Genomic DNA, 25,402 nt, shown 5'->3' on the forward strand with positions numbered 1-25,402 from the left:
GATTACAATCCCTTTGCCCCCAGCGCGCGCTTCAGTTCAGCGGTGAGCGGCCCCATGTCCTTGGGTGAAGAACCGTGAAGCAGGATCTCATCCGCGCCTGCATCAAGGAACCCCATCAACTGATCGGCGCATTGGGCGGCGGTCCCGACCGCAGCGCCCTCGTCCAGCCATTGCTGCGGAATGAGGCGGCTGACATCGACCAGTTCTTGCCGCGTATAGGCCTGATCGGCCGGCTTGCCATTAAGTCCCGCAATCTTGGGATGTGCGCGGATCTCTTCCAGCACCTTCTTGTCCCAGCCGTTGATGTCGACGATCAAATCGCCAAAGCCGGGCAGTTCGAAATAGGTGATGGCGCGGCCACCAACGACGGCTTCCTCCTCGTCCTTGGGCAGGTCGGGCGCAACGATGATATTATGGTAGATACGCACGGACATGGGATCGCGCCCGGCCTTTTCCGCCGCATCGCGGACGATCTTCGCACTATTCTTCACCCCCTGAGCCGACACGAAGGGATGCAGCAGCACACCATCACAATGCTCGCCGGCAAATTCCAGGCTCTTGGGACCGATGGCGGTGAAGATGATCGGCGGGGGCGTGCCCCCATGACGGTCGGTCAGGTTGATCGCCGGAAACTTGCCCAGCACACCATCATAATCGACCTTTTCGCCCGCCCAGAGGCGGCGGCAAATGGAGATCAGGTCAGCCAACCGCTCCATGGTGATCGGCGGCGATCCCAACATCTTCATATAGGCAGGGACTGCGCGGGCAAACATCAAGCGGAAACGCTCGCCGCTCATCGCCTGCATCATGTCGGCTACGCTGGCGGTGACCAGCGGATGACGCATGGTCGCGTACATGGTGCCAGTGATACGGATCTTGGACGTCGCCTCGGCCACCGCACCGGCCAGCACCGCCGGTTCCTTCAGTGCATAGCGTTCCGAAATCCAGACGCAACCCAGACCGATCCTTTCGGCCTCTTTCGCTTCATCGATGCCACGGCGCGGATCATTGACCCGCCCCGGAAGGATATAGGTGCCGAACTTATCGAAAAGTGCCTGTGCGCCCGGCTCCACCGCTACCGTCATTCTCATGTCCTCTCAGATAAATGCCATTGCCTTGCCGCCCGGAGGACCATTGGCAACCTGTCAAAGGGCAGGTTCGGGATGCACCTCTACATAGAGGCGCGTGAGCTTGAGCGCGGCGATTTTCCACTGCCCATCCCGACGCACATAACGTTCGGTGTAATGGCCGAAACCGGTTATCGACTGGCCGCCCGGAATCGGGCATTTGCCTGGCGCCCAGACCACCCGATCCTGCATCGCCGTAATGACATCCGCCTCATCCCCGCGCAGGTCGATTTCCGATGAGTGGATCTGATGCGCCGATTGCGCGTCAATGACCGCGAAGCGCACCTGGTCGAGGATAGCGGCATGCCCGGTTATTGGCGGATTGCCGGTATCTTCTTCCACGTCCATCACGGCATCGGGCGTGAACAGGGTAATGAAACCATCCCAATCCTTTGTGTCGAGCAGGCGGCAATAGCGCGCCTTCACATTGCGGATCGCCTCATAGTCGAGTAGCCTCGAAAGTTCTTCGCTCACAGTCCTCTTCCTTTACCAGATGATGCGGGTGTGCGCGCGGAGCGTACGCTCGCGGATTGCCTCGGCGCGCGCGTCCGGCTTCACCAGCACTGTATCGACAGGCAAATGACTTTGCACATCGGCGAGTTTTACCTTCTTCATCGTCGGCGTGGGCCGCTCATCGGTGTTGAACCAGCGCCCCTGCACCGCGCCGCTGGGATAGCCCGATGTATCGAGCCAGTTATGAACGCCCGGATCACCGGCCGAAATGACAGCACGGAAATAACCATCACTATCGATCACGGCCTGCGCTGCATTGAGGCTGGACTGATTATGATACCAATCCGTTGTCTCATAAAGTTCGTTGGTGAGGATCAGCGACCAATAGTCGACCTCCTTGGGAATCTTAACCTCAGTGATCAGCGCCTCGTCATCGGCCAGTTCATAGGCCCCTTCATAATAGGATTGCCGGGCAAGGCCCGTCATTTGCGAGAAGTCTACGACTTTCAGCGTGTTGATGAGACCCTCGTCCCGCAATTTCTGCACCTTGTCAGGAAAGGCCAGCGCACAAACGGTCGCCGTAGCGGGAATTTCGGCAAAGCGATGCGCCAATTCCGCCAGCGTCGGCCGTCCTTTGGCGGCTTTCTCCGCGTCCAGGCGCACGATACCGAAACGCGGCTCGCGTTCGATGCCCCAATCGCAGGCGACAATCCGCACCATCAGCTTTTCGGTCGCAGGCTTGAGTTCCCACCAATCCCCCTTGTGACCGGCAGGGCGTTGTGGAGACAGGATGACATCGAAGCTACCGTCCGAACCGATTTGAAGATCGTCGAAATCATTGGCGTCCTGCGCGGGATGATGCTGGCCGGTGCGTAGCGTATCCGGCCCAAGCTGGGCGAGGATCATCATCCGCGTCGTGCCGCGATCGCCCCGGATACGATATGTGCCGCCCTTTTCGATCAGCGCCGCCTTGTAGATCGTGTCGGCATTGGGCTGAAAGATATTCTGGCAAATGTTGAGTTCGGGCACGAAGATCGGGTGGCTACGGTCGTGCATGATCGCATCGTTCGTGGTTCGCAACACACCCGACAGCAGCAGACGCATCGATTCTTGCATGACATGCGGATCGCTACGCAGCCTTTCGGGGATGCGCTCGCGCATCAATTGGCCCAACGGGCGAAGCTGGTCCAGCAACTCTTCCCATTCGAAAATGCCAGTGTCGCTCATATCATTCTCCACCAATCTGGTTCGATCTACAGACCGCGCCAGCGCGCCGCCAGGCAGCAGAAGCCCGGCCAGCGTCGCGGACGCACCCACGCATATTTCCCGCCTAGTCCGTGGCAAGAAGCTGTCGCAGCGCTCCACGCTGTTGGCCATTCACGCCTGCCGCTTCGAAATAGTCGTCGATCCCGCCCCATTGAGTCGCGACCGTATCCAGCGCGCTCGCAAGGAAATCATCCTGCACGCCAATCAGCACAGCCACCATGTCATCGGGCGGCACAAAGCCGAAAGTCTTTTGCAGGTCGCTTTTCAAATGCCCTGACATACGCAAATTCTGGCCAAATATGTCGGATTTGCGATAATCTTCGACGATCACGGGGCGCGGCACGCCCAACAGGTCGAGGAACAGAGCGACGACGACGCCAGTTCGATCCTTCCCCGCCGTGCAATGTACCAGCATGGGCGTATCATGGGCCAGCAGCGCATCGACCATCACAGGCAAATGACGCAGAAAGGCCTGCGGCATCAGACCATAATTATGCGCCATCACCTCGGCGGCACGGGCAGCGGTCGGCTCGCGACCGAGCGATGTCCACATATCCTCACCCTGCGCGCGCAGATCGGTATTCATGTCGAGGTCGAGCATCCGGCAATCCGGACCGCACCAACCATGAGGGGCCGCGTCCCGCTCGATCTCCGATCGAAGGTCCGCCACTGCGCGAAAACCCAGGTCAGACAGCTCCGCATGATGATCTTCGACGAAACTGGCCGGACCTTCGGATCGGAACAATATGCCGGACCGGATTTGACCGCCCCGCCCGGTCGGCAGGCCGCCAATATCGCGGAAGTTGAGGCGGGACAGGGCGATGGTCATGCAGTCAGTCCTTTACTGGCGGATAGCTCGGCACCACGGCGCGCATTTGCGACAATAGGTCGGGCGACATCCAGACATGCTCGACATAATGGCCCAACGTAGCGCGCTCGTCGGTATAGATGTAGCGTAGCATGTCGCCCATGGCCCCTTCAAACACCACCGGATGCTTGTTCAGGTCGAGCGAGGCGATATGCGCGTCCCAATTGGCGAGCGCCCCGTCGATCCGGGTTGCGACATGATGAAAGCGGATCGCAAGGCCATCGCCAACAGGCAGGACGTCCTTGAATAGCGGCGCCGTGTCTCCGACAGGCTCGATCAGTTCAATCTCGACACCGCCCACCACTGCCAGCGCGATCTTCAGCACCTCTCTGCCAGCCGGATCTTCACCGGGCTGGATGTTCGACATCTCGAAGAAAGCTGGCGTATCATAGGCATCCCTGAACACGGCCATCGCCGCGTCGAGATCGTTGGTGACATAGGCAATCTGGCTATGCTGACTGTTGGGCCGAGCGAACATGCATTTCTCCTGATATTACCGGCAGATCGCTGTTAAAATCTCGGTGCGGCACCTGCCGGACGATCAGTTGGCGGACATCTTGCCGCCATCCACCACCAGCGTATCACCAGTGTGATAGGCGGACATGTCGCTCGCAAGATAAACAACCGCTCCCTCCAGATCGGCGGGCTTTCCGGCACGGCCCAGCGGAGCCTTGGCAGCGACTATGTCGGCAATTGCCTTGCCGAGTTCCGGGTCCGCAAAAGTCATCTCGGTTTCGATGAACCCCGGAGCAATCACGTTGCAGCGCACGCCGATCGGCCCAAGTTCAGCCGCCAGCGCTTTGGCCAGTGAGTTCAGCGCACCTTTCGCAATGCCATAATGCGCCATGGAGGGCACGCCCTGAAAGATGGAACCGCTGCCGCAGATGACAAGCGATCCGCCGGGATCGCCTGCTTCGGCACGCGCCTTCATATGCCTTGCGCCCTCACGCAAGGTAAAGACCGCCCCATCGAGATTTACGTCAATCAGCTTGCGATAGGTGGCGACGTCCATGTCCGTAAATGCAACCCGGCTGGCAATACCGGCATTGGCAACCACCGTGTCGATCCGGCCCATGGCTTCGAGCGCGCGCGCAAAGCCCGCAACAATATCCGGTTCGCTGGAGACATCGACGACATCGGCGAATACGCGCACGCCATAGGCGCGCAGGGCCTCCGCCGCCTCTTCATTCTTATCGGCGCGACGTCCCCAGAGAACAACATCACTGCCGGCACGGGCCAGACCACGGGCAAAGCCGAATCCCAGCCCAGAATTAGCGCCTGTGACCAAAGCCACCTTGCCACTAAGGTCGAACAGGTTTTCCGGCACATCCACTCTCCCAATGACCGCCAATGAGGCGGAACTTTAACGCAACATTGCTGACGGACGCACTTGTCGACAAGCCGGGCGACTTTCGTGATCGCGCCAATGCCATCGCGAAACGGCCCTGCCGCTAATGGAGCATGGCTTCGCGGAACTGCCGTGGCGTAAATCCGGTAGCCTTGCGAAAAGCCGCGGAAAAGGCCGCCGCGCTGTCGAAGCCGCAGTCCCAGGCGATCACCTTTATTGCAGGGCCGGGCTGACGCAATAATTGCTTGGCCCGGCCGATCTTGCGGTCGGTGACGTAGCTCGTAAGTGTCTGGCCTGTGGCAGTCTTGAACTGGCGAAAGAAATGGCGCGTGGAAAGGCCGCATTCCGCCGCCAGTTCCGCAACGGAAGGTGGCTTGCCCGACTGCTCGATCCGTTCGTTGATATATTGAAGCTTGGAGCGGGACAGGCCACTGACCCGCATTTCACCTTCTCCACCGGAGAAACGCAGATAGCGCTGCAATTCGATCGCGGTCTGAACCCATATCGCCTGAGCCAATATCTCGCTGCAAAACCCCGGCTGCGCGATCTCGCTGGCAATGCGCCGCAACGCGTCACGCACGGCTGGACTGCGAACGTCGAGCGAAGCCTGCAACGCGTCGCAGGACAAGTCCGGCTCATCATTATCGAATCCCGACCCATCGAAACCGCAGCAAATCGACGTCTGCTCGCCCTCTCCCCATTTGGTATGAAGCTCGCTTCCAGCCGGCACGAAAAGCACATCGCCCAGAGCGTTCGCTCCGCCTTCAATCATCCCGCCATAACCACCGCAGGGCTGGCCGGGGCGGGGGGACAGCGCCAGATCCAGAAAGCTTCGCGGTGACGAAAAAATAGCGCCCTGCTGACCGCGAAAACGATAATGATGCAGTTCCATTACGACGCCGGGCAGCGCGATCCTTCCCTTGACCGTGCACTCCATGGCCGGAGTGACCGGCAGATCATAGACCTGGGAAACTGGGTTCATCCATCCTCTCCGAACGGTTCTGCCTACCGCAACATGATCGACGCGCAGGATGGCATTATGGCACGGTATTTGGCGCAGCCGCGATGGCGGCGCACCTTGCCGAAGAGAGGGTCGGCGTTTTTAATTGGCGTATCAAATGCAAGGAGAGCGATATGGGCAGTCCCGCGCAGGAAAAGGCCGCGCGCCAGAATATCATCGATATTACCGATCTTCATCATCCCGTGCTGACCGATGTTCAGAAGCAGGTGATGGCCGGGGCGGAAGCGGCGGCGGATCAGATCGTCTTTCAACCGGAAATCATCCTGGGTGCGGCACAGGCGCAGACGAGCTTGTCGGATTTCGGGGCGGACGATTTTCGCGAGCGGCTGGCCATATGGTGCCAGGCCATAGACGAGGACGGCAATGCCTCAGCCGTCACGCGCGCCAATCTGTTCCAGATGATGATCCGCTATGCCGCGACCCGCTTGCGGATCGAAGACATCGTGAAGCGCCATCCGGAAATATTGGATATCCAGATCGACCGGCCGATCATCGTAGCGGGCCTTCCACGATCGGGCACCACTCATCTGCTCGGCCTGTTGTCGGCCGATCGCCGCTTTCGCTCGCTGCCCTGGTGGGAAGCGATCGCGCCGGTCCCCGCGCCCGATGAAATCCCCACCGCAGAGGACGACAATCCCCGCTGGACCAAGGCGGAACATGGCTGGCGGATGATGGAATCCATCCTGCCTTATATGGCGATCATGCATGAATTTTCGCCCGACCATATCAGCGAGGACATCGAGCTTCAGGCACCCGACTTTTCCTCCTATCTGATCGAGTGGCTGGCATTGGTGCCGCGCTGGCGCGACTATTATCTGAGCCACGATCAGTCGGGCACCTATGCCTATCTGAAGAAATGCCTTCAGGTGCTGACATTCCTGAATGGTCCGAACCGCTGGGTCATCAAATGTCCGCAGCATATGGAGCAGTTGCCTGCGCTCTATAAGACTTTCCCGGACGCCACCTTCGTCCTGACCCACCGCGATCCAGTCGGCTCGATCCGGTCTCAGCTCACCATGTACACCTATGCCGCACGGATGTTCCGCAAGAAGATCGATATTCAGGAACCGCTCGGCTACTGGCCCGACCGCTATGAAAAGCTGCTCCGCGCCTGTGTTCGGGATCGCGACATCCTCCCTCCAGACCAGACGATCGACGTCTATTTTCACGAATGGATCAGGAATCCCGATCCTATCCTGAAAGAAATATACCGCATCGCCGACATTCCACTGACCGATCAGGCACTGGCCGATCTGCACAGCTATCTGGCCGAGCATGGCGAACAGGCCAAGGGGAAGATCGTCTACGATCTGGAACGCGATTTCCACGTGACGGGAGAGGAGCTACGCCAGCCCTTCGCCTTCTATTTCGATCGCTTCCCGGTTCAGGTCGAAGTCAAATAGCCGATCCCGCGACCTGCCTTTCGACAGGAGGGAAGTCGGGGCGGCACGATTAGGAGGGCTCAATCTCGATTCCAGCAGAGGAACGTCATGCCTGAATTGAACGTCATCACTCGCGACGGCGCCCAGCAGATTATCAATGCAACCGCCGATGTCTCGGTGATGGAAGCCATTCGCGATGCCGGCTTCGATGAGTTGCTGGCACTATGCGGCGGCTGCTGTTCCTGCGCCACCTGCCATGTCTATGTCGATCCGGCCTTCGCAGCATCCCTGCCCCCGGTGTCGGACGACGAAAGCGATTTGCTGGATGGATCGCCGCATCGCAACGACTATTCGCGCCTGTCCTGTCAGGTCGTGATGACGGACGCTCTATCAGGCCTTACGGTCACCATAGCGCCCGAAGACTGAGTTTTTTGCCCCCAACCTTTAGTGAATGAGAGGATTATCGTGGCCTGGAAAGAACCTATTCGTGATCAGCTTGACGTGTCGGGATCGACCGTGCTCACCGACAAGCAGAAGAAGATGGTCAAGCACTGGACCGATCTGCAGGAAACCCTGAACGCAGGCGATTTTGATGGGATGGATCGCTTCTTCCATCCCGATTTTCGCTATGGAAATCCAAATCGACCGGATCTGGGCACGTATGAGCAGTGGAAGACCTCGCCGGTCGCGCTCTACAAAACCTTCTTCCCCGCCGCCTACAAGACCATCGACGCGGTCGGCAAGGGCGACGATGAAATCTGGATCTACGCCACCCACTACTGCAAGCATGTCGGTGGTCCCTATATGGGCGTGCAGCCCACCGGCAACGAGTTTCAGGTCAACTGGTTCTCGATCGTCAAGTTCAAGGACGACAAGATCGTCAGCATCTTCAGCATTTCCGACGTGTTGACCATGCTCAAGGACATCGGTGTCGTTGAAGTGCCGCAGCCGGTCGATCCGTATAAATAAGCCTCTCTGGATTGCCGCCCTCCTTCCGCCAGTCAAACGACAGGCGGAAGGAGGGCGGCAAGCAGAAAAGCCGCCAGGCGCTCTGCCTGCCGTACTGCGTGGGCATCATCCACTTCATGCCCCGCTCCCAACCGTTGCTGCATCGGCACGGCACAGAAATAATAGCCAACCCCCTGCACCAACAGCGCCATCAGCGCCGCCGTCGACAGGCCATCAACCGGTCGCTGCAACCGCACCGCGTCCAACAGACTGTCGAGCCGCCGCTGGAATGGCAGCACGAAATGTTCGACAATATGGTCGAGTCGCCAGGTGGAGCGACAACCTTCGACATTGGTGAGCGATACGATGTCGCCATTGCGCGTGGCCCACAGGCAAAAGCGCTGGATCAAGTGGCGCAACCGCACTTCCGGATCGGCGCGTTCATCGAAGGCGGTTTCAACGAAAGGCGATGCCTGCGCCATGCGCCAGTCGACCGCACGTATCCACAGATCCTCTTTCCGGCCGAACCGGACATTCAGCAGATTATGGCTGACCCCCAACCGCTTCGAGAGGTCGCGTAACGTCGTCCCCTCATAGCCCCGTTCCGCAAAGGTCGCAAAGGCCAGCCCCAGCAACTTGTCCTCATCCACCGCCTGCTTGGCATTGAGCGCGGGACGGCCGCGAGCACGCTGAGGTCGATCAAGCATCAATTGATCCATAGTGAAAAACGTTGACATATAAATTGTCATCCGTCAATTTAATCGAAAGGAGATTGGATTGCCTTATGAGTCTCGATTCTGATTTGTGGTGGGCCGTCGCACGGTCTGAGGAAGTAACCTCCGAAAAGCCGCTATCCGTCGATATCGGCGACCAGCCTGTCGTGCTGTGGCGCGACAATCAGGGCATTGCCCGCGCGCTGGAAGACCGCTGCCCGCATCGCCGCGCACCGCTGTCGCTGGGTTGCATTCGCGACAATGGATGGATTCAGTGCGGCTATCATGGCTGGAGCTATGACGGTGAATCGGGACGCCTGAAGGAAATCCCGAACATGAAGGATCAGCAGAAATTTCCGCCGATCTACAAGGCCAATGCCTTTGGCGTCAGCGAACAGGGCGGCTTCGTTCGGGTCTGCCTCAATCCCAAGGCGGAAGCGCCGCTGCGCGCCGACCCTAAATATACCTATTGCGGTACGGTGAACGTCAGTTGCAGCCATCAGGAATATTTGAACGCCCTCTACGATGATCCGAACCTCATCATCTCGATCCGGGGCGTCCGCTTCAGCTCCTATCTGATGTCGGAATTGCACGAAGAAGGCGGACTGCTGGTAATGGAGCGCAACTGCCAGTGGCATCCGTTGCACTGGCCGTCGCATTTCGTCGCGGAATTCCCTCTTACCCTGCTGACGCGGACCCATCCGCTGACCGGCGAAACGCAGTTGACGCTGCGCGATGAGCAGTTCAACGAATTGCTCCACGCCGTTCTCTCCCCCGTGCCTTCGGCACGCGGCGTGACGGCCGTCCGCTGGCGCGCTGAACTGGGCGTTCGCCATCCGGGGCTGCGCGGCGCCGTGCTGCGCGGGATCAATCCGCTGTCGGTGCTGTCTTCGGTCGATGGAACGAAACTCCGCGTCACGAAACCCACAGTCTCACTGCATGGCGAGGATTTACGCAACGCGATGCTGGAAGGCTCGCCAGTGACCAATGATCAGACCGTAGCGGCCTGAAGGAGGATTTGAAGATGCTCGAAGTCGCCGATCGTTCCGTCTCCCACGACGAAAATTCAGCCACTACGTCGGGTGGCAGCCCAATTGCGATGAACGCCATCAATCGTTGGGTGCCGCATGATATCGTGATGCGGGACAGTTGGTTTCCAGTCGCGCATAATTATTCCGTGACAGGCAAACCCGTCCGCCGCGCCGTTTATTCAAATCCCATCTTCCTGTGGCGCGACAATGGCGTCGTCGTTGCGAGCGAATTTCATCCCAATGAACGGATCGCCCGCGACAAGAGCGAATATACCGATGTTCGCGGTCGCTATCCGGTCATGGAACATTATGGCGTAGTGTGGGTCTGGTTCGGCAATCCACTGGCAGCCGATCCGGTTCATCTCCCCAGCCTGCCCTTCCTGCCTCCCAAGGGCGGCCTGCCCCGGCACATGACTTCGACCGTCCGGTTCGAATGTTCAGCACCTATCAGCCTGGAAAATCTGATCGACCTCACGCACGCCGACTTCCTTCACGCCGACGTGGTTGGCGATGAGCGTTCGGATAGCGAGACGGTTGAAACCTATTACGACAGCGAAACGGTCACGATGATCCGCACCTGTGTCAACAAGTCGGTGGCGCCGGTGATGAAATTCTTCAGCGGCATCAAGCAGCCGACCCAGAATGTGCGGCAGGTGATCCGCATTTATCTGCGCTCGCACTGTGCGATCGCCTATGGCCGTTTCACACCCGGCGACGATGTGCCCCTATTCCACCCCTGCACGCCCGAGACGCGTGATCGCACGCGGATGGAAATGGTCATGAACACATCCAATGCGGGTCTCATGTTCCGTCACGTCATGCCCAAAGCGGGCTACAAGGTGTCGCGTCAGGACAGCTATATGACCTCGCCGCAAAGCCCGCGCTACATGCGTCACACCGACCGCAAGGATTTGCACAGCAAGTTCGATCAGGCCGGGCAACGCTATCGCATGGCCATGATGGAATTGGCTGACCGGCAGGCGAAGGGCGATTTCGCCTATCGCGACAATGTCAGCGCTGATTGCAGCGACATCATCGGCCTGCGTAAGGAACTGTTCCAGTTCTGATCTGAATTCCCCAATGGGCGGGCAGCGATGCCCGCCTTTTTTTTATTTGGAGGGCTCATGCCCAAACTCGTCAATGCTGTCGGCGGCGAACGCCGCTGGTGGGCCGTCATGCCTACCCTTCCCGCTCCTGTCATGGCCGGTATCGGCCAGCAGATGGAAGAGGCTGGCTTCGAAGGCTGCTTCTCGCTTCAGATCTACGGCCCGCCCTTTGTGCCGATGGCTGCCACTGCGGCGCTGACGAGCAACCTCAAAGTCGGCACCGGTGTCGCCATTGCGGGTACGCGCAGCCCGGTGGAGACTGCTTACGCGGCAATGGACGTAGACCGGATTTCCAGCGGACGCTTCATATTGGGCCTGGGCTCCAGCATTAAAAGCTGCGTCACGGGCATGTATGGTGAGCCGGAACGCAAGCTGCTCAGCCATTTACGCGAGAGCGTGAAGGTTATCCGCTATGTGGTCGCCAACGCGCATAAAGGGCTCGACCCCATCAAGGGAGAATATTTCTCCGCCGATTTTGAGGAGATGATGCTCACAGCGCCGCCAGTGCGAGAGGAGATCCCGATCTGGATCGCGGCGTTGCAGGACAAGATGACCGCTCTTGCGCTGGAAGTCGGCGACGGCCTCATGGTCCATGCCCTCTGGTCCGCAGCCTATACGAAGAGCCGCCTGCCCTTCATAAACGAGACGCTGGCCAAATTCGGTCGCAAGCGCGAGGATGTCGAAATCAACGCCTGGCCATGGATTGCGGTCAATGATGACAAGCAGAAGGCAATCGATGACAGCCGCGCCACCGTCGCAGCTTATTCCGGCTACAAGGAATATGAGCCCTTTTTCGAAGCGATCGGCTTTGGCGATCAGGCCCGCGCCTGCCAGCTAAGCTTGGGCGAACATGGCGACATCGCCAAGGTCATCGGCAATGTGTCAGACGAAATGGTCGAAGCCTTTGTAACCTGCGGCTCGGTTGACGAAGTGCTCGAAAAGATCGAGCCGTTCTGGGATGTCGTGGATTCGCTCTGTCCGATGACGCCTTATCGGGATCTGACCATGGAACAGCTCACCGAATATAATGCCGGTCTTTACAAGCTGGTTGCGACCGCCCGCGCGCGCGCCGGAACAGCTACAGGTTGAGCTGCACCGGCCCTGCGAGAAGGCCGCCGCACAAGCACTGAACCCTGCCTTCGTCGAAACGCAAAATCACTCATGCGCGCAACCAGTGTTGCCAGAGGGATTGCGCTTCGATGCAGGGTAATTGCAGTCCCAAAATAGAGATCGGTGCGGCAGTTATGGGCGATTGAGGCTCAATCTCTCTCGCTCGGTAAAAGCGCACGCGTCATCCTCCACTGCTGCAAGGTGAGCCTGCGCGAACCTTCATCTGCCCGCACGCTACTGATCGCGCGGGCGTTCCCGGTCATGCCCCAACCAGCTCCTCCGCCATCGCCTTGCCCGCAATATAGCCTGTCACCATGGCGGGGCCCACATTACAACCATGGGCCGGCGATTTGCCGCGCCAGATGGAGTTGGCGTCGAGGCCTGCGGCGAACAGGCCCTTCACCGGCGCGTCGTCCGCGCCGATCACACGGCACTGCTCGTCGATCTTGAGACCCACCGTCGTGGACCCATCGCCCGGATAAATCTTGATGGCATAAAAAGGCGCCTTTTCCAACCGGCCCAGGCACGGATTGGGCTTGTTCGTCGGATCGCCAATCTCGATGTCGATTTGCGTATCGCCCTTGCCAAATTCCGGATCCTTACCGGTTTCAGCATAGCGATTCATTTTCGCCACCGTCGCCATCAGCCCATCGGCATCCACCCCGATCTTATCGGCCAGCTCCCGCAGGCTGGGCGCCTCTGTAACATAGCCTGCCGCAATCAGCTTCTTGAGGCCGCCGCCGCCAGGATAAACCATGCCCATGCCATATTTCTTAATGAAGGCGGCATCACCGATGATGTGTGCCGGCACGGTGCCGCTCTTGTGCATGGCTTCCACGAAATGAACGGACGCCTCGTTGCCAAAACGCTCGCCCTTCGCATTGACCGCGATGCAGCCCGGTTTCGACATGTCGATCAGATGTGCATAGCGCGCGACATAGCCGTCCGGGCGCGTCATCTTGGAAACCACGGCCCAGACCGCATTGACCAGATTATCACCGTCGAGCGAAGCTCCCGCCTCCAGCCCCATATTCATGCCATCGCCGGTATTTTCATACGGCAGGATGGAAACATGCTCCTCGGCAAAGGGAATATAGGCTTTACGCAGCTGCTCGCTGGCTGAAAAGCCCCCCGACGCCAACAATACTCCGACCTTTGCGTCGATATTTTCGCCATTCGCGCGCACGCCGGTCACGCGGCCGTCCTTCACTAGAAGTTTGTCGACCGCGGCATCCTTGCGAAGAGTCACTCCGGCATCAATCGCCGATCGCATCAGCCGCGCAGCCAGCGCATTGCCCATGGTGAGCCGCGTTCCGCGGGGATAACGGCGCGCCTTGTCCAGGCCGAACTTCGCCGCCAGCTTACCAAAATGAAACAGGGATTTGGGCGATGGCATCTCGGCCAGATAGGGAAGATCGAACAGATCGATCATGAAACCGCCGGGCGCGTTGAATTCCTCGCGAGCCGGGCGCAGCTCGGCAAAATGATTGCCCAGCTTCTTGCCGTCATATTCCTGTGGCGCAAGCAGGCGGCCATGATCGGCAGCACCGGCGACTTCGGGATACCAATCACTGCTGGGCGGGGAGAGGAGGAAATGTACCTGGCTGTGCTTATCCAGCCATTCCACCATTTCCGGCCCTGTATCCAGATAGGTATCAATCAGCGCGGGATTGGCCGTCGGCCCGATCACGTCCAATATATATTGGCGCACGACAGTCCGGTTGTCCTCCACACCGGCGGCCTTTGCCTGCGGGCTGCCCGGAATCCAGATGCCGCCACCCGAAACCGATGTCGTGCCGCCGAAATGTTCGGCCTTTTCAAGAACGAGGACCGACAGCCCGGCGGACGCGGCTCTGATCGCTGCCGTCAAGCCCGCAGCACCAGACCCCACTACCACCACGTCATATTGGGCCATCAAGTCCTCCCGTTCCATTCTTCTTTTACCGACATGGGGGAAGCAGCGCCTGTCAGCCCCTTTCCCCCGGCAGGGTTCAGATTTTCGGCATGATTTCTTCGGCGACCCACTGAAGCCGCTCGATATATTCGTTCAAGCCGGACACGCCCGGCGGCAGCGGGACGATGGTTTCATTGACCCCCAATTCCTTCAGCCAGCCCACTTGGTCGATGACCTTCTGCGCGTCGCGCGTTCCAGGAGCGCGCGGGTCATCCATAATTTCGTGATGGGCGCCCACATTGAGCATTTCCAGTGCAAAGAACATGTCGATGGGTCGCCCGTCATATTCAGGCTGCGACCGAATGAAATCGAGACATTCGGGGAATTTTTCCGGCGGCGTCCGGAAAGGCGACCAACCATCACCAAACTTTGCCACGCGCTTCAGCACCGGTTCGGCGTCGCCCCCGAACCAGATCGGCAGACGCGGCTTCTGCACCGGCTTGGGCGCGAATCCGACATTCTTGAAGCTGACGAACTCGCCTTCGAATTCGGGCTTTTCCGATGTCCACAGCTCGATGATCGCCGCGACATACTCGTCGGCCATGCGCCCCCGCTGACGGAAATCGACGCCCAGCATGTCGAACTCCTCCTTCAGCCAGCCGACGCCAAACAGCGCCGTCGCACGCCCGCTGCTCAGCCAATCGAGCGTCGACCAGGCTTTCGCCTGCACGATCGGGCTCTGCAAAGGCAGAATCGAAACCGAAGAACTCAGCTTCATGTTCTTGGTGCGGCCAGCCAGGAAAGACAACGCGACTGTGCCATGAACATAATGGTCGCCCGAAAGTTCGATATGCTCTTCCGGGATGATGAAATGCTCACCCAACATGCATTTGTTGAAGCCGAGTTGATCGGCGACCGCCATTGCACGCCCGATATCGTCTCCGGTCAGAGCATATTCCCATGGTTGCGTCATAGCGGCAACATGCATGCTGTTTGGAACGCCGACGTTAAGCTTCATTATGTCCTCCCATGTTTCTCTAAGCCGGAAGGATAGGCGGCGTCGCTTCAGGAGCACCTTCCCACCGGAAGGGGGGAAACAGCTTGAAAACCAAGCCAGACCACGTTTCCCGTAGCCCAGCACTTACCCTCAATCGACCACTTCTGCTGGCCCCTGTCCGAAGAGAGGGTCATCGCCCTCTCCAGCCAAAAACCTTCACGCCTCCGGCGGAATCAACTCCCCGGTGATACGAATGCCTGCCCCGTCGACCTTATATGTCTTGTTCATGAAAATAAGGATCGACGTCAAAGCCTCCGCCGCTGCCGAATTGACGAGTGCTCCCCCATGCAACCCCCGCAGGCCCATGGCATCGGCCAGCGCGACGATGCGCGACCGGGCATCCTTGTCATCACCGAAAACCAGCACATCGCATCCGACATCGACATCCTTTGCCAGTTTGTGCGCGGCCACATTATGGAAGGCGGAAACAAGCGTCACATCATCGCCCAACACATTCCGCGCCTTTTGAGCGGCGGAACCTTCATCCGGCAGTTGGACGCGCATCACTTTAGGCGGAACGAGCGGGACGGTAGTATCCACGACCAGCTTACCGGATACATGAGGGGCAATGTCGCGAAGGGTCGCTTCCTGCGCGGCAAAGGGGACCGTCACGATAACGATGTCGGCTCCGGCTGCGACGTCCGCATTGGCGCCGCCGCGCAGACCATGTCCCAATTCCGACGCGGCCTTTTCCGCACTTTCGGCGCTGCGCGACCCGATCGTCACAGAATAGCCCGCACGCGCGAGTCGCCACGCGATCGCAGCGCCGAGATTGCCGGTGCCACCGACAACGGCAATGGCAGGAACTGTCATATTTTTTCCTCTGATTGGTTGGCGGCAAAGCGCATCATGTCCGCAAAAACCGCAGAATGTGAGGTGAAACCACCATCAGCCACAATTGATGTGCCAGTGACGTAACGGGATTGATCGGATGCCAGAAAAGCGACAACTTCTGCAATATCTTCCGGGCGGCCAAGATAGTCGACCACATTATGCTCACGCATCAGCGCCTGCGCCTGCGGTGGCATATTGCGATCCAGGGCATCCGTCATCACCAGTCCGACCACGACGACATTGGAACGTATACCCCGCTTCCCATATTGCGTGGCAATATAGCGCGAAAGGCTGAGCATACCGGCCTTGGTCGTGCCATAGGCGGGGAAGTCGAGATCCCCGGCCAGGCCCTTGCCCGATCCGGTAAAGATGATCGAACCACCGCCGCCTACAAGCATATGCGGGATAGTATGTTTTGCCGTCAGCATCGCCCCCCGAAGGTTGACGGCGAAGGCCCGGTCCCAGAAATCGGCATCCATATCCCCGATCAGGCCGTCACTCTCAAGCATACCGGTCTGGGCGGCGTTGCTGTGCAGGATATCCAGCCTGCCGAAACGTTCCACGACCTGCGCGATGCCCTTCTCTACCGTCTCTTCGACGGCAACATCCATGATGACGGCAATCGCTTCGCCGCCCCTTTCCGTAATTCGCCTGACGGCTTCGTCGAGTGCTCCGGCCTCCCGCCCCGCCACGGCAATTCTTGCCCCGCGGCTCGCCAACATGAGAGCGGTAGCCAGTCCTATTCCGGTCCCGCCACCCGTGACCATCGCGACTTTGCCGTCCAACGGATATTGCAGATCGGTCATGGTGTCTCCGAAAGAACTGCCGCCCGAGGAGGCACCGGTTGATAGAGCGTGGTGCGCTGGCGGACGGGCCGTCCTACCATTGCCGCCAAGGCCCGCATTTCATTGGGACCGAACTCCTGCCCGTTGACGCCACCTGCCGCGCGGGTGATCGATTCGTCCATCAACGTGCCACCCATGTCATTGGCGCCCGCGTTCAGGATCGCCGACGCGCCCTCGGGTCCCATCTTCACCCAGGACACCTGTATATTCGGGATCACCGGATGCAACACGATACGTGCGACCGCATGCATCAAAACCGCCTCGCGATAGCTTGGGCCCGAGCGCGCGAGACCTTTGCGCCAGATCGGCGATTCCATATGCACGAAAGGCAACGGCACGAATTCGGTGAAGCCCCCGGTCGCCTCCTGCAAGGCGCGAATGCGAAGCAGATGGCGCGCCCAGTGCCGATATTCCTCGACATGGCCGAACATGATTGTCGCCGTGCTGCGTAGCCCGACCCCATGCGCCACGCGCATCACTTCGATCCATTCATCCGCCGTCACCTTGTCAGGGCAGATGATGGCTCTAACCTCTGGATCGAGGATCTCCGCCGCCGTGCCCGGCAGCGTGGAAAGACCAGCCTCCTTCAACCGCGCCAGATAATCCTCCAGCGGCAAGCCCAATGTGCTGGCGCCGTGCATCACCTCCAACGGCGAAAAAGCATGGATATGAATGCCCGGCGCCGCCTCACGCACCGTCTTCAGGATGGCCAGATAGGTATTGCCATCATAATCGGGGTGAATTCCGCCTTGCAGGCATACTTCAGTCCCACCCCGATCCCATGCTTCAGCCGCACGGCGGCCAACCTCGGCCAGATCGAGCTTGTAGGCCGGCCCGCGCATGGCTTTGGTGCTGCCTTTAGAGAAAGCACAGAAACCACATTTATAGAGGCAGATATTGGTGTAGTTGATATTGCGATTGATCGCATAGGTCAGCGTATCGCCAACAGCCTGCTGACGCAGCCGGTCTGCCCAACCGACTATCGCGGCGAAATCATGTTCCTCGGCATTGAACAGCTTGACGATGTCCGGCTCGCTCAATCGCCTCCCCTCTTCTGCGGCAGCGAGGATCGACAGAACCGATCGGGACGCATAGGCTGCGTCTCCGGGCACGATGTCCGGAACGGAATCGCCATGTCCGGCGGACCAGTCATCGACCTTGGGCAGTCCCCGTCCATCTATGGCGCGTAAAACCTGCGTGGCGACCGCCGGTGCGGCCCATTCACGCGCGGCGAGCGCGTAGCGCGGACCGATAGCGAGCCGTTGCCGCAACATGCGTCCCGCCGCCTTGGTGGCATCCTCCAATATTTCCAGATGCGGCCAGGGCGCTTCAGGGTTCACATGATCGGGCGTTACGGGCGACACACCGCCCCAGTCATTGACGCCAGCACGGATCAACGGCGCCAGGTCAACACGATCATGAAGATTGGGTGGCGCCTGGATTGTCATTTGAGGCCCAAGGATGATCCGCGCCGCTGCTATGGCCCAAAGATGATCGTCAAGCGACGGTTCGGCATGGTTCGCCATCCGTGTACCCGGCTTTGCCCGGAAATTCTGGATGATGACTTCCTGAATATGACCGTAACGACGATGAAGGTCACGAATTGCGACCAGCGCCTCCACCTGCTCGTCGCGGGTTTCGCCAATGCCGATCAGCAGGCCGGTTGTGAATGGCACCCGCGCCCGTCCGGCTTCTTCAATGGATGCGAGGCGTAAGGCCGGTTCCTTGTCAGGCGAACCGAAATGCGGGCCGCCGCGCTCGCACAGCCGGTTAGAACCGCTTTCCAGCATGATGCCCATGGAGGCCGCATGCGGTCGCAGCAGCGCATAGTCGGCACCATTCATCAATCCCGGATTGAGATGAGGGAGCAAGCCCGTCTCACGGAACACCAATTCCGCCATTTCAGCGAGATAGGACATTGTGGAGTCGTGCCCCAACTGCTCAAGTGCCTGACGCGCAGCGGCGTACCGAACTTCCGGCTGGTCTCCGAGCGTGAATAATGCTTCCCGGCATCCGGCCGCCGCACCCGCCCGAGCGATAGCCAGCACCTCATCTCTGCTGAGATACGCGTCGCCAGCGCGAGCCGGCGTGGTGGCAAAAGTGCAATAATGGCAGACGTCACGGCACAATTTTGTGAGAGGAATGAAAACCTTGCGGGAATAGGTCACGCAATGCCCATGGGCAGCCAGGGTCATCCCTTCCGCGGCGTCCATCATATCCGCAAGCGATCGGGATCCCAGCACCGCTGCGATCCCGGCCGCTTCGTCTTCGCTCAAATGCAGCAGGTCCAGTGTCACATCGCGCTCCGAGCTTGTGCGAGTCCTCGAATTGTTTCCAGCGGCGCTGCATGTCCGGGCAAGGCCGCAATGAAGGTGGAGACCCCCAGCGCCTCCAACTCCCGCAACATGTCCGTGGCGGCTTCAACCGGTCCCGCCAGCGTATCAAAGTCCGCCAGAAATTCGGTAAGTCCCAATTCTTCCATCAAGGCCACATTCTTGCCACCGACAACCACATGCTCGGTCGGATCGTACCGCGCATGAAGTTCCTTGATCTTGCCGCGAAACTGCGTTGGAACCCGCGCCAGCAATTCCGGCGTGCGAAAAGCCATGCCGTTTACGACGATGAACGCCTTGAGATCGTCTATGGCTTCTGACCGGCTGGGACGGATCGAGGCGAAGGAGACAACCCAGATATCTATCGATTGGGGATCGCGTCCTGCCGCCTGAGCCGCTGCCCGGACCGCGCCGATCCGATCCTTCAGCGTATCCACGTGCTGATCGCCCGCGAACAGAATGACGCCGTCGGCCTGTTCCCCCGCAAGAGCCAGTGCCTTGGGACCGAATGCGGAATAATAGATCGGAATCTGACGAGCGAAACGCAGCGGCTTGATCTCAGCCCCATTCAGTTCCACCGGGCGCCCGGCGAACAGTTCGCGAAGCGCACTCAGTTCCGTCCGAATTTCCTTTTGCGTGGCGGGCGGCCGTCCGATGGCCAGAACCGTGCTCCCGCCCGTCGCCAATCCCAGTGCGACCCGTCCACCCGACAGATCGTCAATCGTGCTGAGCGCAGATGCGGTAACCAGCGGATGCCGCATGAAGGGCGAAGTCACCAGGGGCGCCAATGTCGCCTCGGGAGCCTCAAGCGCGGCAAGCGTGAGCGACACATAAAGTTCATGCCAGCCCGCAGGCGAATCCCCCACGGTAATCAGCTCGAAACCCAGATCGGAGGCAAGCCGCACCTCTTCACGAAATGCCTCCAGCCGGTCCCCCCACATGCTGCATATGCCAAGTTTCATGACCGCCCTCTCCAAAGCATCCTATGTCCTGCCGTCTAGCCGCCCGTTCACTATCATAAAACCTGTCCTTGTAGAGGGAAGGCGACAATCACGTCCGATCCTGCAAAGCAATCAAGACCAGTCGGCGATCAGCTCCGCTATCGAGATGGGCGATGGTTCACCAATGACACCGGCGTTCAACGACAATCTCGGCGCGGGCGCCGACTGAACGATGCCGTTGCGCCGAATGAAGGTTCCACGCGCCTCATTATGTGCATGGTGAGGCGCCTCCTCCATCGACAGGACAGGCGTGACACAGGCGTCGCTGGCCGCGAACAAGGCAGCCCATTCGTCCCGCGCCTTCGTCAGAAAGACTGCGGCGAAGTCGCTCTGCATCGCGGGCCAGCCGTTTCGATCATTCTGATCATATTGCCGATCTGAAAGACCCAGTCCTTCTACCATTTGAGCAAAGAATTTGGGCTCCAGACACCCTACTGCAACATGCCGTCCATCGGCGCATTCATAACAGCGATAGAAGGGCGCGGCGCCGTCCAGCAGATTGGATTCAGGAGCATCCACCCACAACCCCTTGGGCTGCCACGCATAGAAAAGGCTCATCAGGGACGCGACCCCATCAGTAATGCAAGCGTCGACCACCTGCCCCTGACCTGTGCGTTGGGCAGCAAGCAGCGCACTCAACATCCCGAAGATGAGGAACATGGCCCCACCGCCATAGTCACCCACCAGATTGAGCGGCACCGGCGGCGGCCCATGCCTTTCCCCCATCGCATGAAGCGCGCCGGTGATGGACAGATAATTGATGTCGTGGCCGGCCCGCAGCGCCAACGGTCCCGATTGTCCCCATCCGGTCATTCGACCGAATATGAAGCGCGGATTGCGTGCAAGACAGACGTCTGGGCCAACTCCCAAACGCTCCATGACGCCGGGCCGATAACCCTCGATCAGACCATCCGCACGCTCGACCAGATCAAGCAATTGTTCGCGGTCGGCATCCTTCTTGAGATCGAGATAGACCACGGCCCGGCTGCGATGAAGGATGTCGCCACCCACATCGTCCCAGTCCCCCGCTCCCGCCGATGGCGGCCTGGCTATGCGGACGATCTCGGCGCCCATATCGGCCAATAACATCGCTGCGAGCGGTACCGGGCCGATCGCGTCGATCTCTAGTAGACGAATACCGGCCAATGGCTCGCTTTTTCCTGTCATCAGATGTTTGTCCGGTCCGCACCCTTAAGGTCGAGCATGGCGCGCGCTTCGTCAGGCGTTGCGATTTCGAGACCCATACCCTCGACAATCTGCCGCGCAGTCTTGACCTGCTCGGCATTGGTTTCGGCTAGACGTCCCGGCCCACCCCACAGCGAATCCTCCAGACCGATGCGAACATTCCCGCCCATGGAAGCCGCCATGGCGACGATGCTCATCTGGCGTGCGCCAGCTCCCAGCACGGACCATTCATATTGATCGCCGAACAGCCGATCGGCCGTCCGCTTCATATGCATGATGTCATCAGGATGGCTGCCAATGCCACCCAATATGCCGAAGCAGGTCTGAATAAACAGCGGCGCTTTCACTAGCCCGCGGTCGAGAAAATATTTGAGATTGTAAAGATGGCTGGTGTCGTAGCATTCGAACTCGAAGCGCGTTCCCAGCGGCGACAAAGTTGCCAACAGATGCTCGATATCGGCGTAGGTGTTCTTGAACACGAGATCCCGCGACGCTTCCAGTGCGGTGGGTTCCCAATCATGTTTGAACGATTTGTAGCGATCCAGCATCGGGAACAGGCCAAAGCCCATGGTGCCCATGTTGAGGCTGGCCACTTCCGGAGCGAAAGTCTGGGCAGGACGAATGCGCTCCTGCACCGTCATGGAGGGATGCCCCCCCGTGGTCAGGTTCAGCACGGCGTCCGTGCGCTGCTTGATGACCTTGAGAAAAGGCTCGAACAAATCGGGATTCTGGTCCGGGCGCCCGTCGACGGGATTGCGCGCATGCAAATGGATGATGGCCGCGCCTGCCTCCGCCGCGCCAACTGCCGATTCCGCGATTTCTTCCGCGGTTACGGGCAAATAGGGCGACATGGATGGCGTATGGATTGCGCCTGTAATCGCGCAGCTGATGATGACCTTGCGTTTTGCCATGATATTTCCTTTCGCGCAGATCGCGCCGTTCGCAGCTTGAATGAGCGGCGCAATCTATCCTTCGATAGGAAGCCGCACGACGGTCAGGGCAAAATGCCCAGCTGGCGCGCGCGCAGAACCGCTTGGGGCCGTCGCCGCACGCCGAGCTTGTCATATATTTGCTGCATATACCATTTGACCGTACCTTCGGTCAGACCGAGGCGATCGCCGATTTCCCTGTTACGCAATCCACCGCTGACCATCGTCAGAATGTCGACTTCGCGGTTGGCAAGGCGACCAGTCAGGCCGAAATCATCCACTTCTTCCTCGTCCGCTTCAATCTGCGGCCCTCTCCGCAACATGGATACAAGACGAACGGCAAAGCGGTCGGTGGGCGTGTCCAGTTCCGGCCCCTGCGAATAGGCTTCGATAATCAGCGATGCGATCACCTCTCCCTCATCGATGAACACCCGTACCCAGCCGGCCGGTTCCGCCATTTCGACGGCTGCGCGCACTGCCCTGCGCGCTTCGGATCGATTGCCTTGGAGAACCGCTATTTCCGCCAGCAGCAATTCGAAAATCACGGCCGAGCGCACCGCGCCTGCGCGCTTCACGAATTCCAGCCAGCGATGGGCAACCTTGCGCGCCCGACCGAGCCGGTGGCGCTGCATCTCGATCCTCAGCCAGGCAATAGCGATGCTTTCGTTGCGGCGCGTCGGGCGCAAGGTCGGTATGGGTTCGCCATCCAACTGCGGATCGCCTGCCAGGAAATGCCTCTCCGCCTCCTCGATCTGTCCCGCCTTGATCAGCAGCCGGACTTCCTCAGCCACGATGAAAGAGCGAAGGCGATCAAGGCCGCACTCAATCGCAACGAGATGGGCCTCGTTGAGCGTTGAGAGGGCACCGGGCAGATCTCCCTTTGCCGCGCTCAGACGGGCGTTTACCAGATAGCCTGACGCCATCTGGTCGGAAAAACCCCATTGCCGCACGACCGGCAGATAATGCTCCACCAGCTTCGCCGCCTGTTCCAGGTCGCCAGCATCATAGAGCAATTCCGCAAGCGGCAGCGCAGGCAGTGCCGCCAGACCGGAACCGGGGCCATGAATTTCCACCGCGAGCGTGAAGGCCTCTTCCAGAAATCGTTGGGCAAACTGGGTCTTACCCTGAGCCATCATTGTCGGCGCGACCGATGATTTAAGGGCAATGGACGCGAAATCCGATCCGGGACGGGATAGAGCCCGGCTGGTTTCAGCCTCAAGCTTGAGCATGTCCTGGAAGTGATAAAGCTCTCTCCTCGCCGACATGAGCTGTGCAAGAAGCGTGCAGCTCAGATAGGCGTCACCGTCGGCCAGCTCAGCGAGCAGCGGCTCGGACTCCGCTTCGACCTTAACCATGTCATCGCGAGCGGCCGCGAGCATGACGAAGCGATGGCGGATCAGCAGATCGAGTTGCTGGATTGCATGCACTGGCAAGGACCGGCCCTCGCGGCGGATTTCATAGACTTGCCGCGCGGCGGAAAGCAGCCTGTCCGCCGAGGAGAAGGCGAGTTGGCGAATACGCCTCCATGCAAGCGCGAGTAACAGATTCGGACGCTCAGCAAGGAGTGGCCAGGGAAGCTCGCTTCCCAGTTCGTCGATGCGGTACAGATAACCAGAATAGGTCAGTTGCTCAGCCAGCCGATCCAGTTGATCAGCCAGAAACGCCTTGTCATCGCTCAACCGCGCATGCTCAATCGCAGTAGCCAGCTGCCCGTTTTCGGCAAAATGCTCGCTTGCGCGACGATGCATGATCGCGGCACGGCCGGGCGCGCGATCCATCAGCCGGCCAAGCACCATTTCGCGAAATAGCCGATGATAGGAATAGCGGCTATGCTCCTGATCGATGGCATTCAGAAACAGCCCTTCTCGAAAGACATAATCGAGCATCACACGGGCATTTTCGTCCCCTGTAACCGCAGCACAGGAAGAGGGAGTCAGTTCGTCCAGTATCGAGGTATCGACCAGGAAATTACGCACCTCGTCGGGCTGCAAACTCAGCACCTCATCATGAAAATATTCAGCAAATTCCGGACGCAGCCCCGTCAAACGAAGACCACCCGGCATTTCGCTGGCTCGGCGGTAAAGATCACATGCGATGATGATGCCTGAAACCCACCCCTGCGTATCGCCAATGATATCCTGGAGATTGCGTGAATCGACAGGCGTTCCGATGGTCCTGGTGATGAGCTCGGTCGCTTCCGCCAGGGAAAAGGAAAGGTCGGCAACCCCCACTTCAACCAGAAAGCCGAGCGCACGCATGCGAGCTAGCGACAACCCTACCGTACCGCGCGCGGCAATGATGATCGTCAGGGCATCCCGCGCGCTTGATGACAGCTGCGCGACGAAGTCAAGGATGGGTTGACCCAACAATTGCGCGTCATCGACGATGATGACCGGTCGCACGTCTCCCATCATGGCAAGCGTCGTCAACCACTTCTCGTCAGGCGCGCCGCTCTCCAGATCATCCCATGGCAGACCGGCCGCAATGCCAGCGGCCTTCAGGGCTTGCAGGAAAGATTGCTTGCTTCCAATTCCCGCCCGAGCCGCCAGCCAGAGAACAGGGCGCCCCTGAGCGCGAAGCTCTTCCGCCCAGAACAGCATCGCCGTCGTTTTTCCGCTCCCCGCGGGCGCAGACACCGCCGTCATCCGCGACTGGGCCACCTTTTCCGTCAACGCGACAAGCGCAGCGCGCCGGATTGGCGTATGTGTCGAACGGGGCGGCAAGATGGTTGTCGGCACAACAGTCACGCTGTTCTCTCCTAAGCACGCGCCTTCACACGATTCGTTTTCTCGTATGAAATATATTTTGGGCGAGGAATCTATAAACGCAACCTCTTTTTCCTATCCACAGATAGGTTCCCAACGAGCCGGAAGATTGTCCACGCTTCCAAACTGACAAGCCGGGCCTGCACGCAAAGCTTGCAAGTTGGCCGCGCAGCGACGAAACGCCAG

Annotated in this window: 23 protein-coding genes; 6 read left to right on the forward strand and 17 right to left on the reverse strand. The window is 59.4% G+C overall.

The features are described from left to right. Window positions 1-2: 2 nt before the first annotated feature. From LDB26_RS12190 to LDB26_RS12220, 7 genes are all read right to left on the reverse strand, one after another. On the reverse strand, window positions 3-1,085 hold the full coding sequence (locus tag LDB26_RS12190) for a TIGR03857 family LLM class F420-dependent oxidoreductase (protein WP_257538577.1): 1,083 nt from the start codon (window positions 1,083-1,085) through the stop codon (window positions 3-5). Window positions 1,086-1,145: 60 nt separating this feature from the next. After that, the gene (locus tag LDB26_RS12195; protein ID WP_257538578.1) at window positions 1,146-1,601 is read right to left on the reverse strand and encodes a nuclear transport factor 2 family protein; all 456 of its coding nucleotides are present in this window, start codon (window positions 1,599-1,601) and stop codon (window positions 1,146-1,148) included. A 12-nt stretch (window positions 1,602-1,613) separates the two neighbouring features. Beyond that, on the reverse strand, window positions 1,614-2,807 hold the full coding sequence (locus tag LDB26_RS12200) for a DUF1214 domain-containing protein (protein ID WP_062068950.1): 1,194 nt from the start codon (window positions 2,805-2,807) through the stop codon (window positions 1,614-1,616). Window positions 2,808-2,910: 103 nt separating this feature from the next. Then, on the reverse strand, window positions 2,911-3,675 hold the full coding sequence (locus tag LDB26_RS12205; protein WP_062066975.1) for a tyrosine-protein phosphatase: 765 nt from the start codon (window positions 3,673-3,675) through the stop codon (window positions 2,911-2,913). A 4-nt stretch (window positions 3,676-3,679) separates the two neighbouring features. Then, window positions 3,680-4,192 (reverse strand): VOC family protein, encoded by a 513-nt coding sequence (locus tag LDB26_RS12210; RefSeq protein WP_062066978.1) that lies wholly within the window; start codon window positions 4,190-4,192, stop codon window positions 3,680-3,682. A gap of 63 nt (window positions 4,193-4,255) precedes the next feature. Further along, the gene (locus LDB26_RS12215; protein WP_231746320.1) at window positions 4,256-5,041 is read right to left on the reverse strand and encodes an SDR family NAD(P)-dependent oxidoreductase; all 786 of its coding nucleotides are present in this window, start codon (window positions 5,039-5,041) and stop codon (window positions 4,256-4,258) included. A 124-nt stretch (window positions 5,042-5,165) separates the two neighbouring features. Further along, on the reverse strand, window positions 5,166-6,044 hold the full coding sequence (locus LDB26_RS12220; protein ID WP_257538579.1) for a helix-turn-helix transcriptional regulator: 879 nt from the start codon (window positions 6,042-6,044) through the stop codon (window positions 5,166-5,168). 152 nt (window positions 6,045-6,196) lie between these two features. Between LDB26_RS12220 and LDB26_RS12225 the strand changes: the two genes are divergently transcribed. The 3 genes from LDB26_RS12225 (at window position 6,197) to LDB26_RS12235 (ending at window position 8,434) form a co-directional block, all read left to right on the forward strand. Then, a complete protein-coding gene (locus LDB26_RS12225; RefSeq protein ID WP_062068951.1) occupies window positions 6,197-7,486 on the forward strand; it encodes a sulfotransferase in 1,290 nt (429 codons plus the stop codon). 87 nt (window positions 7,487-7,573) lie between these two features. Continuing rightward, window positions 7,574-7,891, forward strand: coding sequence for a 2Fe-2S iron-sulfur cluster-binding protein (locus LDB26_RS12230; RefSeq protein WP_062066988.1), 318 nt, complete (start codon window positions 7,574-7,576; stop codon window positions 7,889-7,891). A gap of 39 nt (window positions 7,892-7,930) precedes the next feature. Further along, window positions 7,931-8,434, forward strand: coding sequence for an ester cyclase (locus LDB26_RS12235; protein WP_062066990.1), 504 nt, complete (start codon window positions 7,931-7,933; stop codon window positions 8,432-8,434). Window positions 8,435-8,466: 32 nt separating this feature from the next. On the opposite strand, the gene LDB26_RS12240 is transcribed toward LDB26_RS12235, so the two are convergent. Continuing rightward, on the reverse strand, window positions 8,467-9,120 hold the full coding sequence (locus LDB26_RS12240; protein ID WP_231746321.1) for a TetR/AcrR family transcriptional regulator: 654 nt from the start codon (window positions 9,118-9,120) through the stop codon (window positions 8,467-8,469). 77 nt (window positions 9,121-9,197) lie between these two features. On the opposite strand from LDB26_RS12240, the gene LDB26_RS12245 reads away from it, so the two are divergent. Genes LDB26_RS12245 through LDB26_RS12255 form a run of 3 tightly spaced genes read left to right on the forward strand, consistent with a single transcriptional unit; the run spans window position 9,198 to window position 12,352 of the window. Then, window positions 9,198-10,136: a Rieske (2Fe-2S) protein gene (locus tag LDB26_RS12245; protein WP_257538580.1), complete on the forward strand. Its 939-nt coding sequence runs from the start codon at window positions 9,198-9,200 to the stop codon at window positions 10,134-10,136. Between the two features lie 14 nt (window positions 10,137-10,150). Then, entirely contained in the window at window positions 10,151-11,224 is a 1,074-nt protein-coding gene (locus LDB26_RS12250) for a hypothetical protein (RefSeq protein WP_062066998.1), read from the forward strand. Between the two features lie 57 nt (window positions 11,225-11,281). Continuing rightward, the gene (locus tag LDB26_RS12255) at window positions 11,282-12,352 is read left to right on the forward strand and encodes an LLM class flavin-dependent oxidoreductase (RefSeq protein ID WP_062067001.1); all 1,071 of its coding nucleotides are present in this window, start codon (window positions 11,282-11,284) and stop codon (window positions 12,350-12,352) included. Between the two features lie 280 nt (window positions 12,353-12,632). Here the strand turns inward: LDB26_RS12255 and LDB26_RS12260 are convergent, their stop codons facing one another. The 9 genes from LDB26_RS12260 to LDB26_RS12300 all read right to left on the reverse strand — a co-directional run bounded on the left by LDB26_RS12260 (window position 12,633) and on the right by LDB26_RS12300 (window position 25,198). Next, complete coding sequence (locus tag LDB26_RS12260) at window positions 12,633-14,306, reverse strand: FAD-dependent oxidoreductase (protein ID WP_257538581.1); 1,674 nt, start codon at window positions 14,304-14,306, stop codon at window positions 12,633-12,635. A 58-nt stretch (window positions 14,307-14,364) separates the two neighbouring features. Next, window positions 14,365-15,285, reverse strand: coding sequence for a TIGR03619 family F420-dependent LLM class oxidoreductase (locus tag LDB26_RS12265; RefSeq protein ID WP_062067004.1), 921 nt, complete (start codon window positions 15,283-15,285; stop codon window positions 14,365-14,367). Window positions 15,286-15,480: 195 nt separating this feature from the next. Then, complete coding sequence (gene npdG / locus LDB26_RS12270; protein WP_062067007.1) at window positions 15,481-16,137, reverse strand: NADPH-dependent F420 reductase; 657 nt, start codon at window positions 16,135-16,137, stop codon at window positions 15,481-15,483. Next, entirely contained in the window at window positions 16,134-16,964 is an 831-nt protein-coding gene (locus LDB26_RS12275) for an SDR family NAD(P)-dependent oxidoreductase (protein WP_062067010.1), read from the reverse strand. The genes npdG and LDB26_RS12275 overlap by 4 nt, the downstream gene beginning before the upstream one ends. Further along, window positions 16,961-19,300, reverse strand: a complete 2,340-nt coding sequence (gene cofH, locus LDB26_RS12280) for a 5-amino-6-(D-ribitylamino)uracil--L-tyrosine 4-hydroxyphenyl transferase CofH (protein WP_062067013.1) — start codon at window positions 19,298-19,300, stop codon at window positions 16,961-16,963. Before cofH ends, LDB26_RS12275 begins: the two co-directional genes overlap by 4 nt. Then, entirely contained in the window at window positions 19,297-20,298 is a 1,002-nt protein-coding gene (locus tag LDB26_RS12285) for an LLM class flavin-dependent oxidoreductase (protein ID WP_062067016.1), read from the reverse strand. Before LDB26_RS12285 ends, cofH begins: the two co-directional genes overlap by 4 nt. Before the next feature lie 111 nt (window positions 20,299-20,409). Next, a complete protein-coding gene (locus LDB26_RS12290) occupies window positions 20,410-21,504 on the reverse strand; it encodes a CaiB/BaiF CoA-transferase family protein (RefSeq protein ID WP_257538582.1) in 1,095 nt (364 codons plus the stop codon). Further along, window positions 21,504-22,433, reverse strand: a complete 930-nt coding sequence (locus LDB26_RS12295; RefSeq protein WP_257538583.1) for a 3-keto-5-aminohexanoate cleavage protein — start codon at window positions 22,431-22,433, stop codon at window positions 21,504-21,506. The genes LDB26_RS12290 and LDB26_RS12295 overlap by 1 nt, the downstream gene beginning before the upstream one ends. A gap of 83 nt (window positions 22,434-22,516) precedes the next feature. Next, on the reverse strand, window positions 22,517-25,198 hold the full coding sequence (locus LDB26_RS12300; RefSeq protein WP_257538585.1) for a LuxR C-terminal-related transcriptional regulator: 2,682 nt from the start codon (window positions 25,196-25,198) through the stop codon (window positions 22,517-22,519). Window positions 25,199-25,402 lie beyond the last annotated feature (204 nt).

Source organism: Sphingobium sp. CFD-1 (assembly GCF_024611115.1).
In the GTDB taxonomy this organism is placed as follows: Bacteria; Pseudomonadota; Alphaproteobacteria; order Sphingomonadales; family Sphingomonadaceae; genus Sphingobium; species Sphingobium baderi_A.